The 20,656-nt window shown below is 40.7% G+C and carries 18 protein-coding genes; 4 read left to right on the top strand and 14 right to left on the bottom strand.

The features are described 5' to 3' along the window. Positions 1 to 2: 2 nt before the first annotated feature. From EHS13_RS05355 to EHS13_RS36195, 5 genes are all read right to left on the bottom strand, one after another. Entirely contained in the window at positions 3 to 1,133 is a 1,131-nt protein-coding gene (locus EHS13_RS05355) for a glycosyltransferase family 4 protein (RefSeq protein WP_155699373.1), read from the bottom strand. Then, complete coding sequence (gene murJ / locus EHS13_RS05350; protein ID WP_155699372.1) at positions 1,120 to 2,688, bottom strand: murein biosynthesis integral membrane protein MurJ; 1,569 nt, start codon at positions 2,686 to 2,688, stop codon at positions 1,120 to 1,122. Before murJ ends, EHS13_RS05355 begins: the two co-directional genes overlap by 14 nt. Positions 2,689 to 2,710: 22 nt before the next feature. Beyond that, positions 2,711 to 3,244, bottom strand: coding sequence for a serine O-acetyltransferase (locus EHS13_RS05345; RefSeq protein WP_227013993.1), 534 nt, complete (start codon positions 3,242 to 3,244; stop codon positions 2,711 to 2,713). 174 nt (positions 3,245 to 3,418) lie between these two features. Then, positions 3,419 to 5,020: a glycosyl hydrolase family 28-related protein gene (locus EHS13_RS05340; RefSeq protein WP_155699370.1), complete on the bottom strand. Its 1,602-nt coding sequence runs from the start codon at positions 5,018 to 5,020 to the stop codon at positions 3,419 to 3,421. A gap of 13 nt (positions 5,021 to 5,033) precedes the next feature. Beyond that, on the bottom strand, positions 5,034 to 5,828 hold the full coding sequence (locus EHS13_RS36195) for a hypothetical protein (protein WP_162462967.1): 795 nt from the start codon (positions 5,826 to 5,828) through the stop codon (positions 5,034 to 5,036). A gap of 222 nt (positions 5,829 to 6,050) precedes the next feature. On the opposite strand from EHS13_RS36195, the gene EHS13_RS05330 reads away from it, so the two are divergent. After that, a complete protein-coding gene (locus tag EHS13_RS05330; RefSeq protein WP_155699369.1) occupies positions 6,051 to 7,220 on the top strand; it encodes an SGNH/GDSL hydrolase family protein in 1,170 nt (389 codons plus the stop codon). Between the two features lie 176 nt (positions 7,221 to 7,396). On the opposite strand, the gene EHS13_RS05325 is transcribed toward EHS13_RS05330, so the two are convergent. The 9 genes from EHS13_RS05325 to pseB all read right to left on the bottom strand — a co-directional run bounded on the left by EHS13_RS05325 (position 7,397) and on the right by pseB (position 16,579). Beyond that, positions 7,397 to 8,587, bottom strand: coding sequence for a glycosyltransferase (locus EHS13_RS05325; RefSeq protein ID WP_155699368.1), 1,191 nt, complete (start codon positions 8,585 to 8,587; stop codon positions 7,397 to 7,399). Positions 8,588 to 8,690: 103 nt separating this feature from the next. Continuing rightward, complete coding sequence (locus tag EHS13_RS05320) at positions 8,691 to 9,845, bottom strand: polysialyltransferase family glycosyltransferase (RefSeq protein WP_405083549.1); 1,155 nt, start codon at positions 9,843 to 9,845, stop codon at positions 8,691 to 8,693. Positions 9,846 to 9,857: 12 nt separating this feature from the next. Beyond that, entirely contained in the window at positions 9,858 to 11,033 is a 1,176-nt protein-coding gene (locus tag EHS13_RS05315) for a glycosyltransferase family 4 protein (RefSeq protein WP_155699366.1), read from the bottom strand. A 1-nt stretch (position 11,034) separates the two neighbouring features. Further along, positions 11,035 to 11,604, bottom strand: coding sequence for a VanZ family protein (locus EHS13_RS05310; RefSeq protein WP_155699365.1), 570 nt, complete (start codon positions 11,602 to 11,604; stop codon positions 11,035 to 11,037). Further along, positions 11,605 to 12,654 (bottom strand): pseudaminic acid synthase, encoded by a 1,050-nt coding sequence (gene pseI, locus EHS13_RS05305; RefSeq protein ID WP_155699364.1) that lies wholly within the window; start codon positions 12,652 to 12,654, stop codon positions 11,605 to 11,607. Between the two features lie 7 nt (positions 12,655 to 12,661). Next, a complete protein-coding gene (locus EHS13_RS05300) occupies positions 12,662 to 13,309 on the bottom strand; it encodes a formyl transferase (RefSeq protein ID WP_155699363.1) in 648 nt (215 codons plus the stop codon). Further along, positions 13,294 to 14,409, bottom strand: a complete 1,116-nt coding sequence (gene pseG, locus EHS13_RS05295) for a UDP-2,4-diacetamido-2,4,6-trideoxy-beta-L-altropyranose hydrolase (RefSeq protein WP_155699362.1) — start codon at positions 14,407 to 14,409, stop codon at positions 13,294 to 13,296. The genes EHS13_RS05300 and pseG overlap by 16 nt, the downstream gene beginning before the upstream one ends. Further along, positions 14,403 to 15,608, bottom strand: coding sequence for a UDP-4-amino-4,6-dideoxy-N-acetyl-beta-L-altrosamine transaminase (gene pseC / locus EHS13_RS05290; protein ID WP_155699361.1), 1,206 nt, complete (start codon positions 15,606 to 15,608; stop codon positions 14,403 to 14,405). The genes pseG and pseC overlap by 7 nt, the downstream gene beginning before the upstream one ends. Further along, positions 15,605 to 16,579: a UDP-N-acetylglucosamine 4,6-dehydratase (inverting) gene (gene pseB / locus EHS13_RS05285; protein ID WP_155699360.1), complete on the bottom strand. Its 975-nt coding sequence runs from the start codon at positions 16,577 to 16,579 to the stop codon at positions 15,605 to 15,607. The genes pseC and pseB overlap by 4 nt, the downstream gene beginning before the upstream one ends. Before the next feature lie 417 nt (positions 16,580 to 16,996). On the opposite strand from pseB, the gene EHS13_RS05280 reads away from it, so the two are divergent. The 3 genes from EHS13_RS05280 to EHS13_RS05270 are packed head-to-tail and all read left to right on the top strand — an operon-like array spanning position 16,997 to position 20,655. Next, a complete protein-coding gene (locus tag EHS13_RS05280) occupies positions 16,997 to 17,728 on the top strand; it encodes a cytidylyltransferase domain-containing protein (protein WP_155699359.1) in 732 nt (243 codons plus the stop codon). 21 nt (positions 17,729 to 17,749) lie between these two features. Next, complete coding sequence (locus tag EHS13_RS05275) at positions 17,750 to 19,075, top strand: DUF4910 domain-containing protein (RefSeq protein ID WP_155699358.1); 1,326 nt, start codon at positions 17,750 to 17,752, stop codon at positions 19,073 to 19,075. Beyond that, positions 19,072 to 20,655 (top strand): hypothetical protein, encoded by a 1,584-nt coding sequence (locus EHS13_RS05270; protein WP_155699357.1) that lies wholly within the window; start codon positions 19,072 to 19,074, stop codon positions 20,653 to 20,655. The genes EHS13_RS05275 and EHS13_RS05270 overlap by 4 nt, the downstream gene beginning before the upstream one ends. Position 20,656: the final 1 nt, after the last annotated feature.

The following is a 20,656-nucleotide window of genomic DNA, read 5'->3' as shown; positions in this document are numbered from 1 at the left end:
GCTTAGTTTAATGCCTCCAAGATCCCTCTAACCGAGGTGTCAATTGTATACCGATCGATGATTTTCTTTGATGCCTGACCCATCTGCCTTAATACAAAACTGTCATTTAGCAGAAGCGCCATCTTTTGGGCTAATTCGGTAGCGTCATGTGGATCAAACGTATATCCATTCTCACCCTCTTGAATTAAATCATACGCGCAGCCCGCATATTTGCTGCAAAGAACCGGTAATTCGCTGGCCATAGCCTCATTAACAACTAATCCCCACACCTCACGGTGGGAAGGAAGAACGAACAAATCACTTATCGCAAAATAACGGGGCAATGTATTCACATCCTGAAACCCGACAAATTTCACAAACTTTAAACCATGCTGTGAACAAATTGCCTCATACTGCGCTTTAAGATGGCCATCTCCCACGATTAGTAATCCAACACTATCATCCTCTAATTCCTTATATGCCTCTAAAAGCACATGCAAGCCTTTACGCTCGATTAGCTGCCCTACAAAAAGGATGACTTTATCAGGTAATCCTAGATCAGCTTTTAACGCTTCCTTTGTTGCTCTAAACTCAAGAGATTTTTCCGAAAAGTATGTATTGTTGACAACATTAGGCGCTATGTATATAACTTGAGGCTTCACCCCGAGCGCAATTAAGTTCGCTTTAGCCGATTCACCGGGTACTGCATATTTATCAAATCGGTTAATTAAGAACGTTTTAATTCTTTTTAAGAAGCTCTGACGCAGGTTTGCACTGTCTTGAGTGCTTTCATACCACAGAATGCACTCAATCCTCAAAAGCTTGGCAAAGCATAATGCCAATAAGGTCGTAATAGAATCGTAACCACCCAGAATAAGCTTTTGCGGCTTGTATTTCGTTAGGGAGTATAATATCCCTGGATTGAAATGCAGCGTCCAGTCTCTTTTCGGAAAGTCGACATGTACGCCGCCTATAATGCTGTACTTAAATTTTCCCGCCTGCAGCACATTTTCCCATTTGCGGTTTTTCTCTGTTTTATCCATAAAAATCACCTGAAGATCGACGAAATCGCTTAACTGATTCCACCAAGGCACTCTGTACGGCGTTGGAATATTCGTAATAAACATGACCTTTTGGAGACTATTGGCTTTCATTAGCTAATCGACCTCTTCTCCTGGTGAATTTGTTTAAAAGCTTGGAGATGACATAATTGATCTCCTCTATTCTGAACATTTTGATCATGACAAGATAAATTCCTAAGCTCATTCCTATGCAAAGCAAAGTGTAAATTATCCATAGCTTTTTAATAAGTTCGTACTGCATTCCGTCTAAGTAAATGAAGTAACATAAGGTAGTTGCGCTTGCTGCTGAACCGACAACCTTTGCGATATAAGGGAGATTTATTCTTATTTTGCTCTCCGAATTCAGTGCATTATAGTGAATGAATAAGTAAACGAGAGATATTAGCAGTGATAATGAGCTAGCGAGTGCAATGCCATTATATTTAATTATGGGCACTAGGATTAGACAGGAAATGATAAAGGTCATAAAGTAAATAATCGAAGAGTAAATCGGTATCCGTAAGATCTCTTTGCTGAAAAACATTTTAGTAAAAAAATCCTTTAACGGACTTAAAACTATACCGACTGAGAGGAACATAAAACAAGAGGCCGTCATCGTTGTAGCTGATCTATCAAATGAACCTCTTTCAAACAAAATTCGGATAATATAGGGTGCAAAAATCAGGCAAATGAACATAATTGGCGTTAGGATAAGCAGCAAACTCTTAAGACTGGTAGATACAATCTGCTTGTACTCTTTTAGCTTATTTTCAGCTTGCATTAAGACAGCCGAAGGATACGAAGCGCTAATTAATGCTGTCCCGAATAAAGTCACTGGCAGCAGCATGATTTTCCCGGCATAATTAAGCGCGGATGCACTACCTGGCGTAAGTAAGGTGGAAAAGTACCGTGTTGCTAGAAATCCGCATTGATCAATTAGGCCTAGCGAAATGATTGGTACCGACATAGCGATAATTTTATGGAGGTCTTTATCTTTAAAGTTGATTCTAAATGTGTAGACAACACCCAGCTTTTTGAGGGGCGGAAGCATGACTAACACTTGAAACGCTGTTCCCAAAACAAAACCTATAGCAACGGAGTAAATACCTAGCGAACGGCCAAATAATAGGATGAACACAATTACAAAAACATTATTGATCGCTGTCAGAAAAGCTGGCACTGCAAAATGATTCAAAGCGTTAAGTACCGATGATTGAGCAAAGGTCAATCCGAAGAATAATATACTCGGAAGCAAAATCCAGATCAGTCTAACAATTTGCAGCTGCGTTTCACTGTTAATCGAAAAAAAACTAGCGATATAATGACTGAACACATAAGCTGCAGCTATTAACACGAGCATAACTACCATAAGCACATTCAAGATATTACTGAACATCAAGGATGCTTCCTTGCTGCTGTAAGTCACTTTTTTCTTGATAAACAGAGGAATGAATCCAACCATGAAGATGCCCCCAACAAAAGATAAAATAATCGAGGGAAGCGTATTTGCAAATAGATAAGAATCCATATCAGCACTTGCTCCATAATAGGCAGCTGACAATACCTCACGAAACAATCCCAGTATACTACTCAAAAAATAGCCCAAAAATAAAATAAACGCACCTGAGAAAATTTTATTAGTACTCATAATTCACCCTAACTGACTGTCGTTAATGACTCCTTAAACCAATAACTACGGAGCGTGGACCGGAAACAATACTATTAGGCAATATATTCGAAGTCACAACGGCATTCGCACCTATAACACTATTCGAACCAATTGTGATCGGGCCTATTATCTTAGCACCTGGAAAAATAATGACCTTTTGTTCAATAATCGGGTAGCCTTTGATTTTCTTGGATTCTGTTAATTCAGGGTAATTAGCACCTATAGTCACATTTTGAAAAATAATCACATCTCTTGCAATCGTGGCATCACCAATAACGGTCCCGAGTCCATGATTGATCCTAAACCCACCAGCAATGTGAATTTTATATGAAATTTCGATGCCGAAGAAAATAATATTCATCCGCTGAATAAGCGTTGGGACTAATGGCAGCTTCCAATTAAAAAAAAGGTGAGACAAGCGATAAATGAGAATCATATGGAATTCCCGTTTAAAGAGCATAGCTCTAAAAAAGTCTAATGTTGATGGGTCTCTGTCAATTAGCGCTTTTAAGTCTTTCCATAAGTCTTCATACATAAGTCTCACATCAACACCCCCTTAAAAGCATTTTTAGATACGTTTCGTATACAGTGTAAGTTTAGTTTAAGATACATTTTGTATCATGTCAAGCAGAAAATTTGGTTATGAGATCAGAACTATCTAAATAACCAGAAGGATGAGCATATGATACATATTGTATATTTTTAGTTTTTAGCCGATATACTCTACGAGACAATATCCTTTTGCCGCCGCATTAACTGTAGTATTAGCTGCAAATACCAGGTGACGTTTTAAATCCGTATCACAAATAAAGTTTTGCGCTTGTGTTACATTCATTCCAAGTGACGGATTATTGCTAGTAGGTGTTGCTGTAATGAGCGTTGTTCCATCTGAACCTTTCAGTGTGAATACCCACCCTGGTGTAGTGGATGTTGTACCGCCTGCTGAGCTGGGGTAACCATATACTTGTACGCTGGTAATAACCGAACCAATAGGAATCCAAACGTCTTCACTAATATTCCCGCCTGCTTGTGAGGGCAGCTCGTTCTCCCAGCTAACTATTCGTAAAATCTTTTTTGTAATAGTAGCAAATTTTTTCAAATTCCAATTTAATGTAGTATCAAAAATATATTTGTTTTGATTGGTTTGCGGCATTCCTCTACATTGATCAAATTTGATAAGTGGTGCACCTGCTTTAAAGTTGCTTCCATTTTCATTAACCAATGTGATAAAACTAGCCGCATCACGGTAATGCCAAAATTCACAATTGATGTATGTTGCCCTAGCATCACGATCGTACCCACGCGCGTATCTATATTCATGCTTGCCTTGTAATACACAGCCGATGAAGGTTACCGTAGCACCTGATTCACTACCAAATCGGAATATCGAATTTACCCCGCCTGTTACACCTATCCCCTGAAACTGTTGCGAGGAATTATCAACGCTGATGAATGTTATTGACCCTGTAGACCAAGTAGAATCGATCATTCTACAGTTTGCATTAGGCAATTCAATTCGTGTGCCTGAACACATAAAGCGTTCCGCACCTCCATTATGAATCGTGTTTCCAAGTATAAAGAATGTGCCACCTGTACCGCCTGCATAGTACATGATTGAGCCACCCCAAATGTTGATAGAGCCGCCATACTGAGCATTGATAAATGTTCCTTTGCTTACTTCAAAATTAGGGGCATAAAAGTTGTAATTGACGAACTGATCACCACTTCTGCCTACACTATTAGGAATATAGAAGAAAGTATCCCAGCTGCCGTTTATATTACTATGATACCAAGAAAACTCAGAGTTATTATTGGTTCCTAAAAGCTGAAGCCCATAAGTCCATGTGCCACCCCAAGCAATGTTATCAAAAACATAATTTTGTGCAGCACCCGTTGAGGTAGATTTCATAAAATTTGCATTTGTTGTATTCGCAAGGAAAGACAGATCTCTAAACAGAAGATGGAGAAAGCAATTGTTGTTGCTTAGTAAAAACGACCCTGCTACAGTGGGTTCAAAATCAATTGCTGTCGCAAATTTGCCATTGCCTACAAATGATACTCCCATAATAGGAGTTGTAAATGTTGACGGCATCATCGACTCAGCTTGCGTAATCTTAAATGTTCCTGAAGGAATATAAATTTGGTACATGGCACGACGATTGCCGTTACCACCCCCATTGTAATTGGGAAGATTGGTATAATTGTTATAAACAAAGGTGATAGCATTCCTAAAAGCTAGTGAATCATCTGCCACCCCATCCCCTATAGCACCAAAATCCTTAATATTAATAACCGTATTTTTGATTGCCACTTTTTTCTCCTCCTTATCCTAATTCGTACCAATCGAACGCACCATTAGCTAGCTTTTTACACCAAAACAATTTATCAGGGACTCCCGCAGGACCAATTAATACATATTGAAGATACCGATAGCTTGCACTTGGTGTAGGTAATGCGTTAACTGCTATTGGAGCACTTCCCCCACCACCACCAGGACCTTGTGGACCTTGCGGACCCGCTGGACCTGCTGGACCTACTGCGCCCGCTGGACCTGCTGCGCCCGCTGGACCTGCTGCGCCCGCTGGACCTGCAGCGCCCGCTGGACCTACTGCGCCTGCTGGACCTACTGCTCCCGCTGGACCTACTGCGCCCGCTGGACCTGCTGGGCCTGCCGGACCTGCTGGACCCTGTGGCCCTGCTGGGCCAGCACCGCCTCCGCCTGTACCAACTACAACCCAAACTGAACCGTTATATACCTTCAATAGAAAAGATGCGGCTGAAGTATCTATCCATACATCCTTAACCATAGGTTGTGTTGGTATAGCCGCCCCAACAGTAATCATTGATCCATTTAATTTCCCAACATGATTTACTGCATTTACAGTTCCATTCGGTAGGTTTAGAGTAAATGCAATTGTGTTATCCCAGCTGTGTTGATCTTGAGATGTAATACCTAATTGGATACTGTTAGAGTTAGTGCCATTTGAGCCAATACCCCAAAACGAATTCCCACCCCAACTTCCTACAAAGCTTGGAGCATTTCCAATATAATCCGAAAATACGGATGGCTGGGCAGTTATTGATACCGTTATCGGTGATGAAATTGTTAAGTCACTCATGTTATTTATACCTCCCACTCTAATTAAATTAGTTTAACAAACCGATTCAGGAGAACCGGCTACGCCAGTTCTTACGTAATTAATCTATGCACTCTATTAACTTTTTGCTTATGCTTATAAGAATTAATATGCTTTTATCTATATAAAAGGTTTCAATTATCATAATTATATGATACATTATGTATCATATAATTATGATAATTGAGGTAGGTGAAGCAGAATATGTCGTCAAAGAGAAAAAAAATATTGCAAAGTACTCTTCTTGCGATACTTGTAGCTGGTTTTATTTTTTTAATTTATGATTTAAAACAAGAGTATGATAGGAAGCTAGAATTATTAGCCTCCATGCCGATTTCGGAGTCGAGCGGCGCATTAATAAACAAATCCACCAGGGATTTGTATGACAAAATAAGAGCGAATGAATTCATCCGAACCTTAATCGTTGGAGACAGCATTGGGCAAGGAACTGGCGCTCAAAATGCCGATGAAAAATGGTTTGCCCGCTTAACATCCGCTTTGGCTAATGAGTATAAAGTTACAAACTTTACTACCAATCTATCCAGGGGGGGCGCTTCCGTATTAGGTGGTTGGACAGATTATAATCTAACAAAAACTTCGCTAAAAGATCAGTACGACCTAGCTTTTATTTGTTTTGGACAAAACGATCAAGGTGTTTTACCCTTAGAAATTTATTCAAGTATTTATGAAAGATTAATTAAGCAAATTAAAGAAGAGAAAGGTAATCCGGAGATATTTTTAATCATTGAGAATGGTGTTGGTACCAAAGGTTATCCTGAAGTGATGATGAAGCTAGCCAAACAATACGATCTGAATATAATAGATACAAGACTAGCATTCCAACAATCCGGTTACTCTGATGAAATTTTGACTATCGACAAAGCGCACCCATCAAGCAAAGGTCAAGAGCTATATTACAATTTGATTATAGATACCATTCATTCAAACCTGCAGCAGAATAAAAAGGTAAACTATTCTATTGACGCAAAACCATTGTTTGTTAAATCCGATGAATATAAAACATTTAGCTTTAATAATAACTATTCCATCATAAATGGATTTTCTTCTGCAAAAGGTAATTCAATTGGCTCGGTCAAAGGAAATAACTTAGAAACCACAGTTAATGGTAATTCAATCGGCCTTATGCTCATGCAAACACCTACTGGAGGAAAATTCGATCTTTACGTGGATGGAAAATTTATTAAGGAGCTAGATAATTATTGTCCGTTTAAGAATATCAATACCTTTATCATCGGGGATCAATTTGCTAAAGGCCCACATAAAGTAAAAATACAGATTAACGGTAACAAGAGTGAGGAAGCCACAGACACATCAGTCGAAATCATCGGTTTTATTTCGAACGAAGTCCTTTAGAAAGGACAAATTCATAGGCGTTAAGAGATGACTTAGTGATCTGTTGCCGCTCAAGCAGGGGGATTACCGAATTTTTAACGAGGTAACAAAGCTATCGAAGAATGAATTAACTTTAAGGTGCACAAGGGAAGCTGGAACGGTTCTGTAAGAGCCCCATGAATTCATTCATGGGGCTCTTAGTCGATATTTTGAATGATTTCCTGATACAATTGCTTAAGTCGATCTCCAAATAAGTCCGGCCCTAACTCTTTAATACTCTCCCTGCCACTTTGACCGATTTGTTTGGCTTTATCCGAATGCTCGATTAGAAATTTAAGTGCCTTTTCCAGCTCATCTACGCTTTCCGCTTCGACTAGCATTCCATTCACTTGATTCGTCACTAGGTCTTCGATCCCTTCGCCTTTACAGCCAATAATTGGAATCCCATAGGACATAGCTTCTGCATAGACTACTCCAAATGCCTCATCCCAGCTGGGCAAACAGAAAATTGTGGCTTGTGTCAGCCATGCCATTGCCTCTTGATGCTCCAAAACACCAGTAAATGTGACATGCTTATCAATATTTAATTCCTTTGCTAGCTTCATTAATGGCAACAATTGTGAGCCGTTTCCGATAATAATAAGCTCATAATCAGGGTGGGTATCCCATATCCTTTTAAACGCCTGCAGTATGATATGAACTCCTTTACGTTCAATTAATGAGGCAATCGTAATTATTTTATTGCTATGATTATTCGTGCGTTCTTTTTTCCTTGCATAGGTCCAATATGTGTTGTAAAACAGCTGCAGTTGATTATTATTCACATGAGTTTCAATATTGTTTTTTACCCTTTTGCTCACAACGAGTACTTTTTTCGCTTTTTCAAGAATCCGTAAAGAAAGCTTTCGTTGAAAGCCTTTTTCAGGACAGCTATTATATTGATCGACATCATGCAGGGTAATTACATAGGGTATATTAAATTTTTTATGAAGCAGGTAAGCAATGGCTCCATCCGGAAATAAGTTATGGGCATGAATAAGAGAGAATGTAGAAATATCGACTTCACTTTCTAGATCTACAGCAATTCGTTTCGATTGAAACCAAAAAAACCGTGAAAGTATCTTATCTAAATAAGAATTTGGTTTTGCTCTGAAAAACCGTGGATGTTGGACAAGTATGCCTTCATACCGTTCCTGTTTTTCGATATGAGCATATTTTTTTATTTTCTCTGAAATAAACCCAGCAAACTTGGGGGCGTACGGAACAATATTCACTACATCAACTTCTACCCCTTTATCCTTTAACGCTAATGCTTGTTGATGTGCCCAAATGCCTAAATAAGGAGTATTGCTTTTTGGATAAGCCCACGAAAGAAATAAAATTTTCATCTGTTAATTTAGCGCCTCCAATATACCTCTTATTATGGTTTGTATCTCCGTCACATAATAAAATGTAAGCCTGATTTTTCCTTCATCCTATACCTCTTTTTCTCTAAACAATCTTAAACTGAACATGAAACTTTGTGGCCAGTTCACAAAAGCGCGGAAATTTCAATGCCATGTAATGTGTACGACTCATACTTTCACCGAAAAGGTAGATATCCAGACTGCCGTCTTCTTTGCATAAATGATATAGATTCAAAATCGCTGTACTTCCAAAAGAGAATAAATTGACCTTTTTAAGCCTATGCTTCTTCATGATTAAATATAATAATTCAAATGGAAGCTGCTTCGGCAGCAAAACGATCTGCTTGGAATCCCATTGCATCGGTAAATTCTCACCTGGATGCTGTTTAATAAATATTAGAGAGTCTTCATTCTGAACAATTTCATTTACCTTAGAAACAATTTGGTTCACATAGAGATCCCGATCTGGGATTTCATCGTGCCAGGATTCGGTTAATACCACAGAGATGACTTCAGCTCCTTGAATATGAGCATCTATCTCTGCAATCTCCGGAAACAGAATGTACATCTCTTCAATGATTTCTGGGAGCTGCAGGAACTCGGTCAATTGCATAGGGAGCGGCTTAGCTTTAAAACGAATGGGATTGTTTAAATCCTCTATAATTAATTGAGGACGTTGAACCCAAACGGAATCGACCCATTTTAAACTGCCAAAGTACCCTCCTGGTAAACCCAACCAAGGAGAAATCCTTTTTAACCCCTTCATGATCAAAGTCTCATGCGTGCTGTTATTAATATAGTTACTGTAGCCCTCTTCAAAAATAGTTACTTTCTTCCCTTCACTGCTAAACTTACGCATAATCGCATATTCCACAGCAACAAAGTCATGAGCTAAAAACACCTCTGAATACATGGAGATATCCTCCATCATCGCAGGCAAGAAATGCTTCCACGAATGGTAAAAGTGATACTTTTCGACTGGATTCAGCTTTAGCTTATAATCATCGAGCATGCCATCATCAAAATACATTACTTTATGCCAAGTACCTGTTTGTTTCGTTTTTTTACAAAAATCTACTGCTTCGTAAAAATGATCAAGAATTAAGATGTCACACTGTTCAAACTCGCTTCCTTGTTTAATTAATCTAGCAATCATATATTGATATGGTTTTGTGCAAACAAATAACTTTCTTTGATCAGATGCAGTTCGTATCAAGCTCAATCTCCCCCTAATCCCCACTCAATCTATTGTTTATTCATACTCAACCAAAACTAGCTTTTGTGTGGCAAACAAGGATTCATAGACGGCAATCGTTTGATTCACATATTGCTCTTGAGTAAACTCTTCATAAAATAATTTTTTCGCTTGCTGGCCCATTAATTTATAATCTAGCTCGCACATAGTAAGAATCGCATTCTTCAGTGCCTCTGTATTCTGTGGTGGAACGATGATACCTATTTCTGGTCTAACCATCTCGGGGATGCCGCCCACATCTGTCGCAATAATGGGCAATCCGCCGCTCATGGCCTCGAGAATAACTGTGGGAAAAATATCATAAACCGAAGGAAGTACGAGGATATCGGACTGCTCAATAAGCTCTGTTACATCTCTTCTTAGCCCTAGCATGAAAACGGTATTCTGAAGTCCCAAGCTTTCTATTCTAGCGTGCAGCTGATCTTTATAAACCTTTTCATGAGCAAATGCCACATCACCAACAATGACAAATTTAATATCCGGATGTATAGTACGAATGAGTGCTGCTGCTTCGAATAGGTATTCCAAGCCTTTCATAGGTGAAAGTCTCGCTATCGTTATAAGCAGCTTACTTGAAGGCTCCAGATTCAGCTGCTGCTTAAGCGCCATAGAATGACTTGGGCTTGTACTGGCTTTAACTGCGATTCCATTATAAATTTTAATTAGCTTGGATGATTCTTGATTGAACCAGCGAAACATAATTTTACTGCGTTCACAAAGCACAATAACTCTGTCATTCATTAAGTGATTCATCCAGGCAATGATTTTATAAGCGAATAGCGGTCGTCGAGGCAATTCATGAATCGTTTGCACAGTTGGAATCCCTACCCATTTACCTACAAAATTAGCGCCCATCACCTCCATTTTATGCGAGTGAATCAGATCAATTTGGAATTCCTTAACCACCCGCAATAGAAATGGAATCGACCTAAAAAGCTTAACAAAATTATGCAAATAATAACCCACACTAGTCGGTTTACCGAATACGGCTATAGGGCCATAGATAATCTCTGCCCCCAAAGCTTTATACTTTTCCACATATGGACTAGGAGCAGATAGCAGCACATAGCTTTTATACTGGCCAACATCCAAGCCTTGAATCAGCTGCAACAACACTGTATCCACTCCCCCTATCTGACTGGCATAGGGCTGGATAAATAGGATATTTTTCATCTTACACCTCTTTATTTTTTAAGCTGTAGGCGAATATTTTACGATAGAGGAATACGAATATTTTGCTAAGAATTATAAACAATAAAACCCCTAGAGTAGCTCCCCCCGTATCCAAAAGTACATCTGCGAACAAGGGCGTCCGATCTGCAACAAAGGATTGATGGTATTCATCCGTTATCGCATAGATATAACATAAGCTGATGCTGATTAACGAAATTCCTCTAAACCTTGGAAAAACAATTCGCAATGATTGAAAAATAAGCACACCTAGAATGGCATATTCCGTTACATGGGCTGACTTTCGGATAATGAACTCCACGAATCCCGTTAGACCTAGGGTTTTAACACTGATTAGATGACCGCCATAATGCAATTGAATATGGTTGAGATAACGCGGAATTCGTTCAAATGATAATACCCGATGCAGCCAAGGCTTCAAGTCCTGCGATTCGTAAGGCTGAGAAGAGAGCGTAAATATCAGTCCCATCCACATTAAAACAAATACTAGCAGGATCAGCATGTTCGATTTCCGCAAGGAATGGCGAGGCACTCGTTCCCCTTCTTTACTCACTTAAATCATGTCCCAGCTTAACGCAGTGCCTGCTTTGGCTGCTTTCGCCAGCTTCTTCCCGATAAAACGATCCATGTATTTAGGAGCCAAGCCGTAGCCTGGTCGAATGATTTTTAAATTATGCTCGTTTAGCGTATCACCCAGCTGCAAATCCTGGCTGATGTAAAGTGAGCGTCTGAACTTAAGCGACTGACTTTCCTTATCACTGCGTCCATAGCTGATATGCCCCAAGGCTTGCCATGCCCGTTCGGTCTCCTCCACCAACAGCTTCATCTCATGCGGCTCTAATGAAAAAGCAGCATCCACCCCACCGGCTGCTCTTGAAATCGTGAAATGCTTTTCAATCACGGTCGCTCCAAGTACAACACTCGCTACCGCTGCACCAATGCCCAAGGTATGGTCGGATAAACCAATCTCGCAGCCGAATAATTCTCGCATATGTGGAATTGTATTGATATTGCTGTCCAGTGGCGTTGCCGGATAGCTGCTTGTGCATTTAAGTAAAATCAGCTCCTTGCAGCCACCTTCACGTGCAGCCGTAACCGTTTCTTCCAGCTCAGCTAAAGACGCCATTCCCGTAGAAATAATAAGCGGCTTACCTTTAGATGCAGCATATTTAATTAATGGCAAATCGTTATTTTCAAAAGAAGCTATTTTATAGAAAGGGACATCCAGCTCTTCAAGAAAATCTATCGAATCTGGGTGAAACGGTGTACTGAAGGGTGTGATGCCACGCTCTCTGCAACGATCGAAGATCGGCTTATGCCACTCCCATGGGGTATAGGCTTCTTCATATAGCTGATAAAGCGAGCGCCCTTTCCACAGACTAGTTGGATCATCGATATAGAAATCACCATAATCCAAATTCAATGTCATCAGATCAGCCGTGTATGTTTGCAGTTTAAGTGCATGTGCCCCTGCATCAGCAGCAGCATCTACTATTTCCAATGCTATCTCTAAAGACTGGTTATGGTTTCCTGACATCTCTGCAATGATAAATGGGGGATGCCCCACACCTACACTGCGATTGCCTAGCTTTATTTCACTCATCACTTAGTTAACCTCGCTTTTCTATTTTGAGTATGTAGGTTTCTCCACCAAGCTCGAAGTAACAGGGATATTTCTCATTATCTGCAACACGAAGCATTTGGAATTGCTCTTGAATGGAGAGCTCAGGCCGAATCCGACTATCCTGCGGAGTCCTGCGTGGGTAGTAGCTAGACTCGCCTTGCTGCTCCAAAGCTTCCTCTACAATCCTTGGGTATTGCTCAATAAACTGGTTACAAAGATTAAGTGTTGTCTGGGCTAACTCCTCACGCAGCTCGCCAATTAGCTCTAGGCCAGTAAATTGCATAGTATGTTTAAGATATATTCGTCCACTATCAACAAGCTCCGCTGCTTCAAACAGGACAACCGGAATCTGATTCTCCCCATTTAGGATTTTCCATGTAAGTGGTGACCAGCCCTTGCCTTGCGGCAGATCACTGGCATGTACAACTAAATTATGCTGATTTAAATCTAATAAAGAGCGGCCAACAATCTGTTCACAGCCCAAGAAAAAAGCTAGAAAGCCTGGTTGAATATCCTTGGCATCATGCACCCAAGTAACTTGGTTTTTACGTGGTTTTAAGGATTCAATCCACTGAGGAATATAGCTGTTAATCCAGTTATTCTTATCCGTGACAATGGTTATATGTCCGACCATTTCCTCAACTCCTTACATATTCGTGAGATCCCTAACCCATCTACCAATTGCGATGCACGAGCTGACATTTCTCGGCATTGTTCTGGATGTGTCATCATTTGCTTAACACGCTCATGAATAATCCATGAGGTTACTTCATTAGATTTTCCTAGATAACCTGTGGCTCCAGTTCGCGTCACATGCTCCGTTAAGCCCTCTTGATTCTGTGCTGTTGTAATCACTAAGCTGGGCAAGCCAAGACAGCACCTTTCCCAAGTCGTTGTCCCGCCAGCTCCAATGGCTATATCAGCATCTTCCATCAGCTCTCTCATATTCTCTACATGTTCATAGGCGAAACAGTGCGGCATTTTACGGCAAAAATCCATGATCGCAGCGTTGTGCGGATTCATTTTACCCAATAATACATGGATGATCAGGCCTTGCTGGGCAAAGGGCCATAAGGCTTGCAGGGTTTTCATCGTTTCGCCGGTTATATCCACACCGCCAAAGGAAACCAATACATTGCGAATATGACCATCTCGTACTCGGACAGCAGCTTGAGCTGTTTGAAATTCTTTGCGGAGTAAAGCATAGGTGGGTCCAACAACTAATTGACACTGTCTGCTTATTAAGCCTTCATAGCGATTGGCCATATTATCAAAGTAATTATGATCCAGCAGCACATCACAATCATGCTTGCGATTAGCCAAGTCATCAATGACAAGAATCTTATTTACATAGGGTCGCAGCATTTTTTCATATTGCTCATCTAATGAATAGTGATCCAATACCAACCAATCTACGCGTTTCTCTAGCAAATTCAACTGATTCAACGTTTGTTCAGCATCTTCATGCCAAGATACACCCAACCAATTAGGATAAGGGGGAATATCTGAATGAATAGAGCTTTTTTGCGCGACAGGGTTTAACACAGGATTTAACAAGGTATGTACGGTATATCCTTTGCTTTTGATATAATCTGTTAAATTTCCTAGATGCTCTCGGCATATAAATCCAATCTCATTCCCTTCGTCATGAAGCTGTTCAGCAAGCGATAAACAACGCATAACATGGCCTGTGCCAATAAGTAAGGACGCATCCACACGAAAGTAAATTAACATGCATACTTCCCAATCACTCTGAATACAGCATCAATGACATCCTGTACATCCTCATGTGTCATCGAAGGAAAAAGCGGTAATGTCAGCATACGTTCGAACAGCTTTTCCGCTTTAAGACATTGTCCTTTTGCATAACCCAGCTGTTGATAATAAGGGTGCAAATAAACAGGGATATAGTGCACTTGGACACCAATGTTTTCCGCAATCAGCTCGTTATAGATCTGATTGCGATCTGTAGAGAGAAACTCTAGCTCAAGCTGAATGACGTATAAGTGCCAGCTGGATTGCCGCGATTCTTTTTGAAAAGGAGTCTTAATTAAAGAGAATTGGCTAAAAGCCTCATCGTAGTAAGCAGCATACTCACTTCTGAGCTCAACAAAACGATCTAATTTATCTAATTGGCTTGAGGCTAGCGCTGCTTGCATATCTGTTAGCCGATAGTTATAGCCCAGTGATTGCATTTCATAATACCAGCCCACTGGAGCTGATTCTTGACTCCATCTGACAGGATCACGAACGATGCCATGACTGCGGAACTCGAGCAGTTTCTCATAATAAGCTAGGCTATTCGTTGTAATGACTCCTCCTTCTCCAGATGTAATCTGTTTAACCGGATGCAAGCTGAACATAGTCATATCGCTAATCGAGCCAATTGGCTGTCCGTCATAAGCAGCACCTAAGGCATGGGCAGCATCCTCGATGACAACCAAGCCGTGTTCTTTCGCAATGGCTCTAAGCTCGTGCAAATCTGCTGGCTGTCCCGAATAATCAACAGGAATAATCGCTTTTGTTCTAGGAGTTATGAGTGCAGCAACTTGATTGGGATCGATGTTATACGTTTGCTCATCAATATCAGCAAAAACCGGAATTCCCTGCTGGTATAATACACAATTCGCACTTGCGGCAAATGTAATTGGCGTTGTAATCACTTCATCGCCTGGTCCAATACCTGCTGCATAACAAGCTGCATGGAGAGCTGCTGTTCCATTAGAGAAAGCTACTGCATAGCTAGCACCTACTCTTAGCGCCAGCTTCCGCTCAAAATGCTCGATTTGCGGACCCGTTGTTAAATACTCACTTTGCAGCACAGCGACCACGGCTTGGATATCCGCTTCATCAATCCATTGGCGGCCATAAGGCAGCCAAGTTTTTCTCCTTTGCACGAATTCAGTTTGTAAAGAAGCAACCTGATTAATCATCTATACTCCCCCAAGTATTCTAAAATTTGATCATGGGATAGCCATTGCGGATTGGTATCACTGGCATAACTAAAATGCTCGGTAATAGGCGTACCTCCATAACTTTCTCCATTCTCTAGCCACCACGGAAACTCAGGTTGAATGACATAATAGTTATCAAATTCTACTGTTCTTCGCGCATCATCTTCTGTAATCATGAACTCATGGAGCTTCTCACCAGGACGAATACCCACGTAGTCAATCACACATTCAGGCGCCATCGAGTATGCCAAGTCGACAATCTTCACGGTTGGAATTTTCGGCACAAAAATCTCGCCGCCTTTCATTCTACCCAAGCAATCTCTAACGAATTGAACCCCTTGATCCAAGGTAATCCAAAAACGAGTCATACGCTCATCTGTAATTGGCAATCTCCCTGTTAGCTTAGTCTTATGGAAAAAAGGTATAACACTGCCGCGACTGCCGGCTACATTCCCATAACGTACAACTGCGAACCGAGTTTCTTTGGAGCCTGAGTAAGAATTAGCGGCAACAAACAGCTTATCAGAGGCTAGCTTAGTTGCTCCGTATAAATTGACTGGATTCGCCGCTTTATCCGTGCTTAGTGCAATGACACGTTTAACTCCTTGGTTGATCGCTGCCTCAATTACATTCTGTGCTCCAAGAATATTAGTGCGCACAGCCTCGAAAGGATTGTATTCACAAGCTGTAACATGCTTCATAGCAGCGGCATGAACAACAATGTCAACACCATCGAATGCCCGATTGAGACGCTCCAGATCACGCACATCCCCAATGAAGAAGCGGATTCTGCTATCCTTGTAATCTTGGCTCATTTCATACTGCTTCAATTCATCCCGGCTGAACACAATGACCTTTTTCACATCCGTTAGCAGCAGTTTTTCTACAAGCTTCCTTCCAAATGAACCTGTTCCACCTGTAATAAGTACTACTTTTCCATTCATATCCATTCTGTTTGTTCTCCTCATAACTCATATTTTGTATTGAACTCATACGAAAACTTGTGTTGTAGTGTTGATACGTTTTGTATACTACACTTCTAATTTATGATACATTTAGTATCTAGTCAAGCATTTTTTCAGTGTTTCTAAAATTTAATTGTTATATTGTTACATTTTGTATAGTAAGAGTCTTGTCTGTCGCGGGTCGAGCCCATTTCAACCCAACAAGGTGCAGATGTGCACCCTATCTCGTTAAAGATGTACTATAAGTAAGCCAAATTTTCTCTTTTTTTAAAAAAGTATTTGACAGCAGACTAAATCCTGTATAAATTAAGTATATTAGATACATTTCGTATCAAGTAAAACATTTTGTATCAATGAATGAGTTATAAGCAAGCAGAATCTGAAAAATGAGGTGAGCGTACTATGAAAGTTGTCGCTATTATTCAAGCAAGAATGAACTCCACTAGACTTCCCGGAAAAATATTATATAAAGTATTGAATCAAACTCTGCTGGAATACCAAATTGAAAGGATAAGAAGAGTTCCGCTAATCGATGAAATAATTGTAGCTACGACGACAAATCCCGGTGATCAGCCGATTGTTGATCTATGTCGGAAGCTTGGAATTTCCACCTATCGTGGATCTGAACTGGATGTACTTTCACGCTACTATGAAGCAGCTACCTTGTTGAATGCAGATGTAATCGTTAGGTTAACCTCTGATTGTCCTGTAATTGATCCTTTCACTATCGATCGGGTCATATCCCATTATCTCTTCCATGCTTCAAATCTAGATTACGTCTCCAATTTTCTTAAGCGTTCTTATCCGCGAGGGATGGATACGGAAGTATTCTCCATAGAGGCGCTCCGCATTGCACAGCATGAAGCAACACTGATACACGATAGAGAGCATGTGACACCCTATATTTATACCAACTCGGATAGATTTCGCTTGGAGCCTATCCAATATATGACCAATGAAAGCCATCATCGCTGGACTGTGGATACTCAGGAAGACTTTCAATTAATCTCCAAAATTATTGAATCGCTTTACCCGACAAAGCTTAACTTCACCTTAGAGGACATGCTTGCCTTGTTACAAGAGTACCCGCAATGGAGCCAAATTAATGCTTATGTACAACAAAAAATAGTTTGAACTGTTTAAGGAGGAACACTGATGTTTTCTAGTCCCATTCAACAACGTATGTACGATTTAATTCATCCCTATTACATGCTTAACCGCGTTCCCGTAAGTGATGAGATTAGCTTTTTTGTTAAAGAGCTTGCCAAAGAATTGCAGGTCGATGTGTTATCAATCCCATCCGGATCAGCTTGTTTAACATGGGAAATTCCCGAAAAATGGACCGTACACGAAGCTTATATTGAAACCTTAGCTGGTGAACGTATTGCTGATTTTCAAAAACACCCTATGCAGCTGAAAGCTTATTCTGCCGCATTCTCAGGCAAGGTTTCGCGTGAAGAATTATTGAAGCGGATCAGCTCCCATCCCACCCAGCCGGATAGGCTTAACTATATCAACCGATGGCAATACCAGCTTGGACCCAAAACAGACTGGGGCTTTAGCATCCCATCTGCTGTAGCTGATACCCTTACTGATGATGTTTACCAAGTTCATATTGACACCGATTTCAGCAAAGGCACTTGTGACATAATCGATTGGATTCTTCCAGGTGAGCTGCCTGATACGATTTTCCTTGCTGCACACACCTGCCATCCCGGTCAGGTCAATGATGGAATTGCCTGTATTGCCTTATTAATTGAATGCTTCCGGTATCTCCAAAAGCTGCCTCGCCGCAAATTTACCTACCGACTCATTCTCGGTCCTGAATATTATGCTTCAGCGGGAATTCTACAGCATGGGAATGATATTGAACATTTGCAGTACGGAATCTTTCTAGATATGATGGCCAATGCCCATCCAATTAGCTTCTCCCGCTCTTTTGACGGAAATAGCTATATCGATCACATAGCCCGTAATATCCTGAAATATAACGAGCCTGCCTCCAAAGAAATTCCTTATCGAGGGCTTTATGGCAACGATGAAATGTTCTACGATGGACCGGATTATAGAATTCCTACCTTGGGTATGAGCCGACATCCTTTTGAGTATTATCACACGGAGCTTGACGATCTAGAACATTGCGATTTTGAAAAGCTTGAGCAATCTTTAGTCATACTACAACAAATCATTGAAGTTTTTGAAACGGATTGTATTCCCACTCGCACCTATAAAGGTCCGCTTTATTTAAGTAAATACAATTTATATATTGATCCAAAAATTGATCCTAAGGGATACAGTAACCTGCAGGAAATTCAAATCCTGATGGATGGTACACGAAGCTGCCTCGAGATTGCCCAGCAATTAGAGATCAATTACACATTCGTAAGTACGTTTGTCCAAGAGCTATGTCAGCACAAGCTCGCTGTTACCCGTGCAATTCCATCTCGTAAGCAAAGAATATTATTGGAGGTCAACCGATGAGAAGCTACGAAAATCATTTGCAGCAGCTATCTGGTCATCAAGCACAAAAGACTTTACGCAAGCCTACCTTTCGATCATCTGCCATTTTTCCGATTTTTCATTTACCTGGTATCTCTACTCGCATCTGTTATCTGGGGTATTGGATGATTAAGCGCAACATTAAACAAATCCATAGCGTAGTAACCCTGAGATCCAGTGAAGGTGAAATTATCTATCGTTCCAGCAATTTAATTGAAGAGCCTAAAGCTTATCGAATTGAAATTACTGATCTATTGAAGCAAATTGGCTTGGATGAATGGATTGAATTTTTAGGCAGCTTGGAAGTGGAGTTCTTCTCTATTCAAGATATGGTTTTCCCTTATCCCGCTGTTATCGTCAACTATTACGGCCCCACGTTTAGCAGTGTGGTACATACCTCCCAACGTATATTTAATGACACGGAGGATCGCAGTTCCAATCTTGAGGTTATGGTTCCAGAATCTGGTTTCACCATCTATGCGAGTGAAGATCGCGAGCCCTTTTTTACTTTCATTAATGGCTGTGAGCAGGTTACCAACTGCAAATTACAGATGCAATTTATTAACCATAAACAAGAAACACTGCTCCACGAGATCACTATTGACGAGCTGCCCGCCTATCAAATCTCCCTGATTCATCCTTCCAACAGCTTGGATCTAATCACCTTTCTGGATGGTAAACCGGGGACTGCGAAGATTTCTTTTGATGTAAAATGGGTTTTTCCACGTATTATTGCAGGCAATTACCAACATTCGATTAATGCTTTAAGTGTAACTCATACGTATTACGATTGTTCAGAAGCAACCCACACATCCGATTACTGGCGCGAAGCCGAGCCTGGTTACCACGCTGCAAGTCTGATGATACCTGTCACTATCGAAGATGATTGCTTCACAAACATCTATCTTTACCCGATCTATTCACCTTCTGAATTTGAATTAGACATCGAGATTTATTCAGCTGAAGGTGATTTATTGGGGACCGAATATAAAATTCAGCGAATTATTTCGCCTGGACGAGAAATTCATGAGATCAAGCTCAAATCCATCTGTCTCCAATTAAACATTGATCCGAATCAAACCTTAGTCGCCAAAATTATAGCTTCCCCGATGAGAGGAAGTAAGTTGCCCGCTCGGATCAAAATTGGCTTGGACTATGGAGTTAATCAGAACGGTTTACCCTGCAACATTTGCAAAAACATCGAGGTTTTCAATCCACAGCTTGAGCAGAAAAAACGCAGCTTTCATTGGGCACCGGTGTTAACAGATCAAGAGAACAGCACCGTTTGGCTAGTGAATAGCACACAGATCCAGAACTACACTCGCGTTGCCGATATTGAGCTGACATTCTACAGAGAACAGGATACCCTTACCATGCAGCGCAAGTTTACGGTTGCCGCAAACGGTGTAGCCTGTATTCGCTTAAATGAAGACCTAGAACTGCTTGCCTTCTTCGGCGGTGAGGTCGGCTGGTATACTGCTATTTCAGCAAATCCCTATGCAACTACCTACTATTTAAGCCAACACAGCTCAGGAGTTGTCGGCGGCGATCATGACTTTTAGA

Origin of the sequence: Paenibacillus psychroresistens (assembly GCF_009728935.1) — a bacterium.
Taxonomy (GTDB): Bacteria; Bacillota; Bacilli; order Paenibacillales; family NBRC-103111; genus Paenibacillus_AC; species Paenibacillus_AC psychroresistens.
Note: the sequence above shows the minus strand (reverse complement) of the source record. Positions and strands in the feature narration are given on the sequence as shown.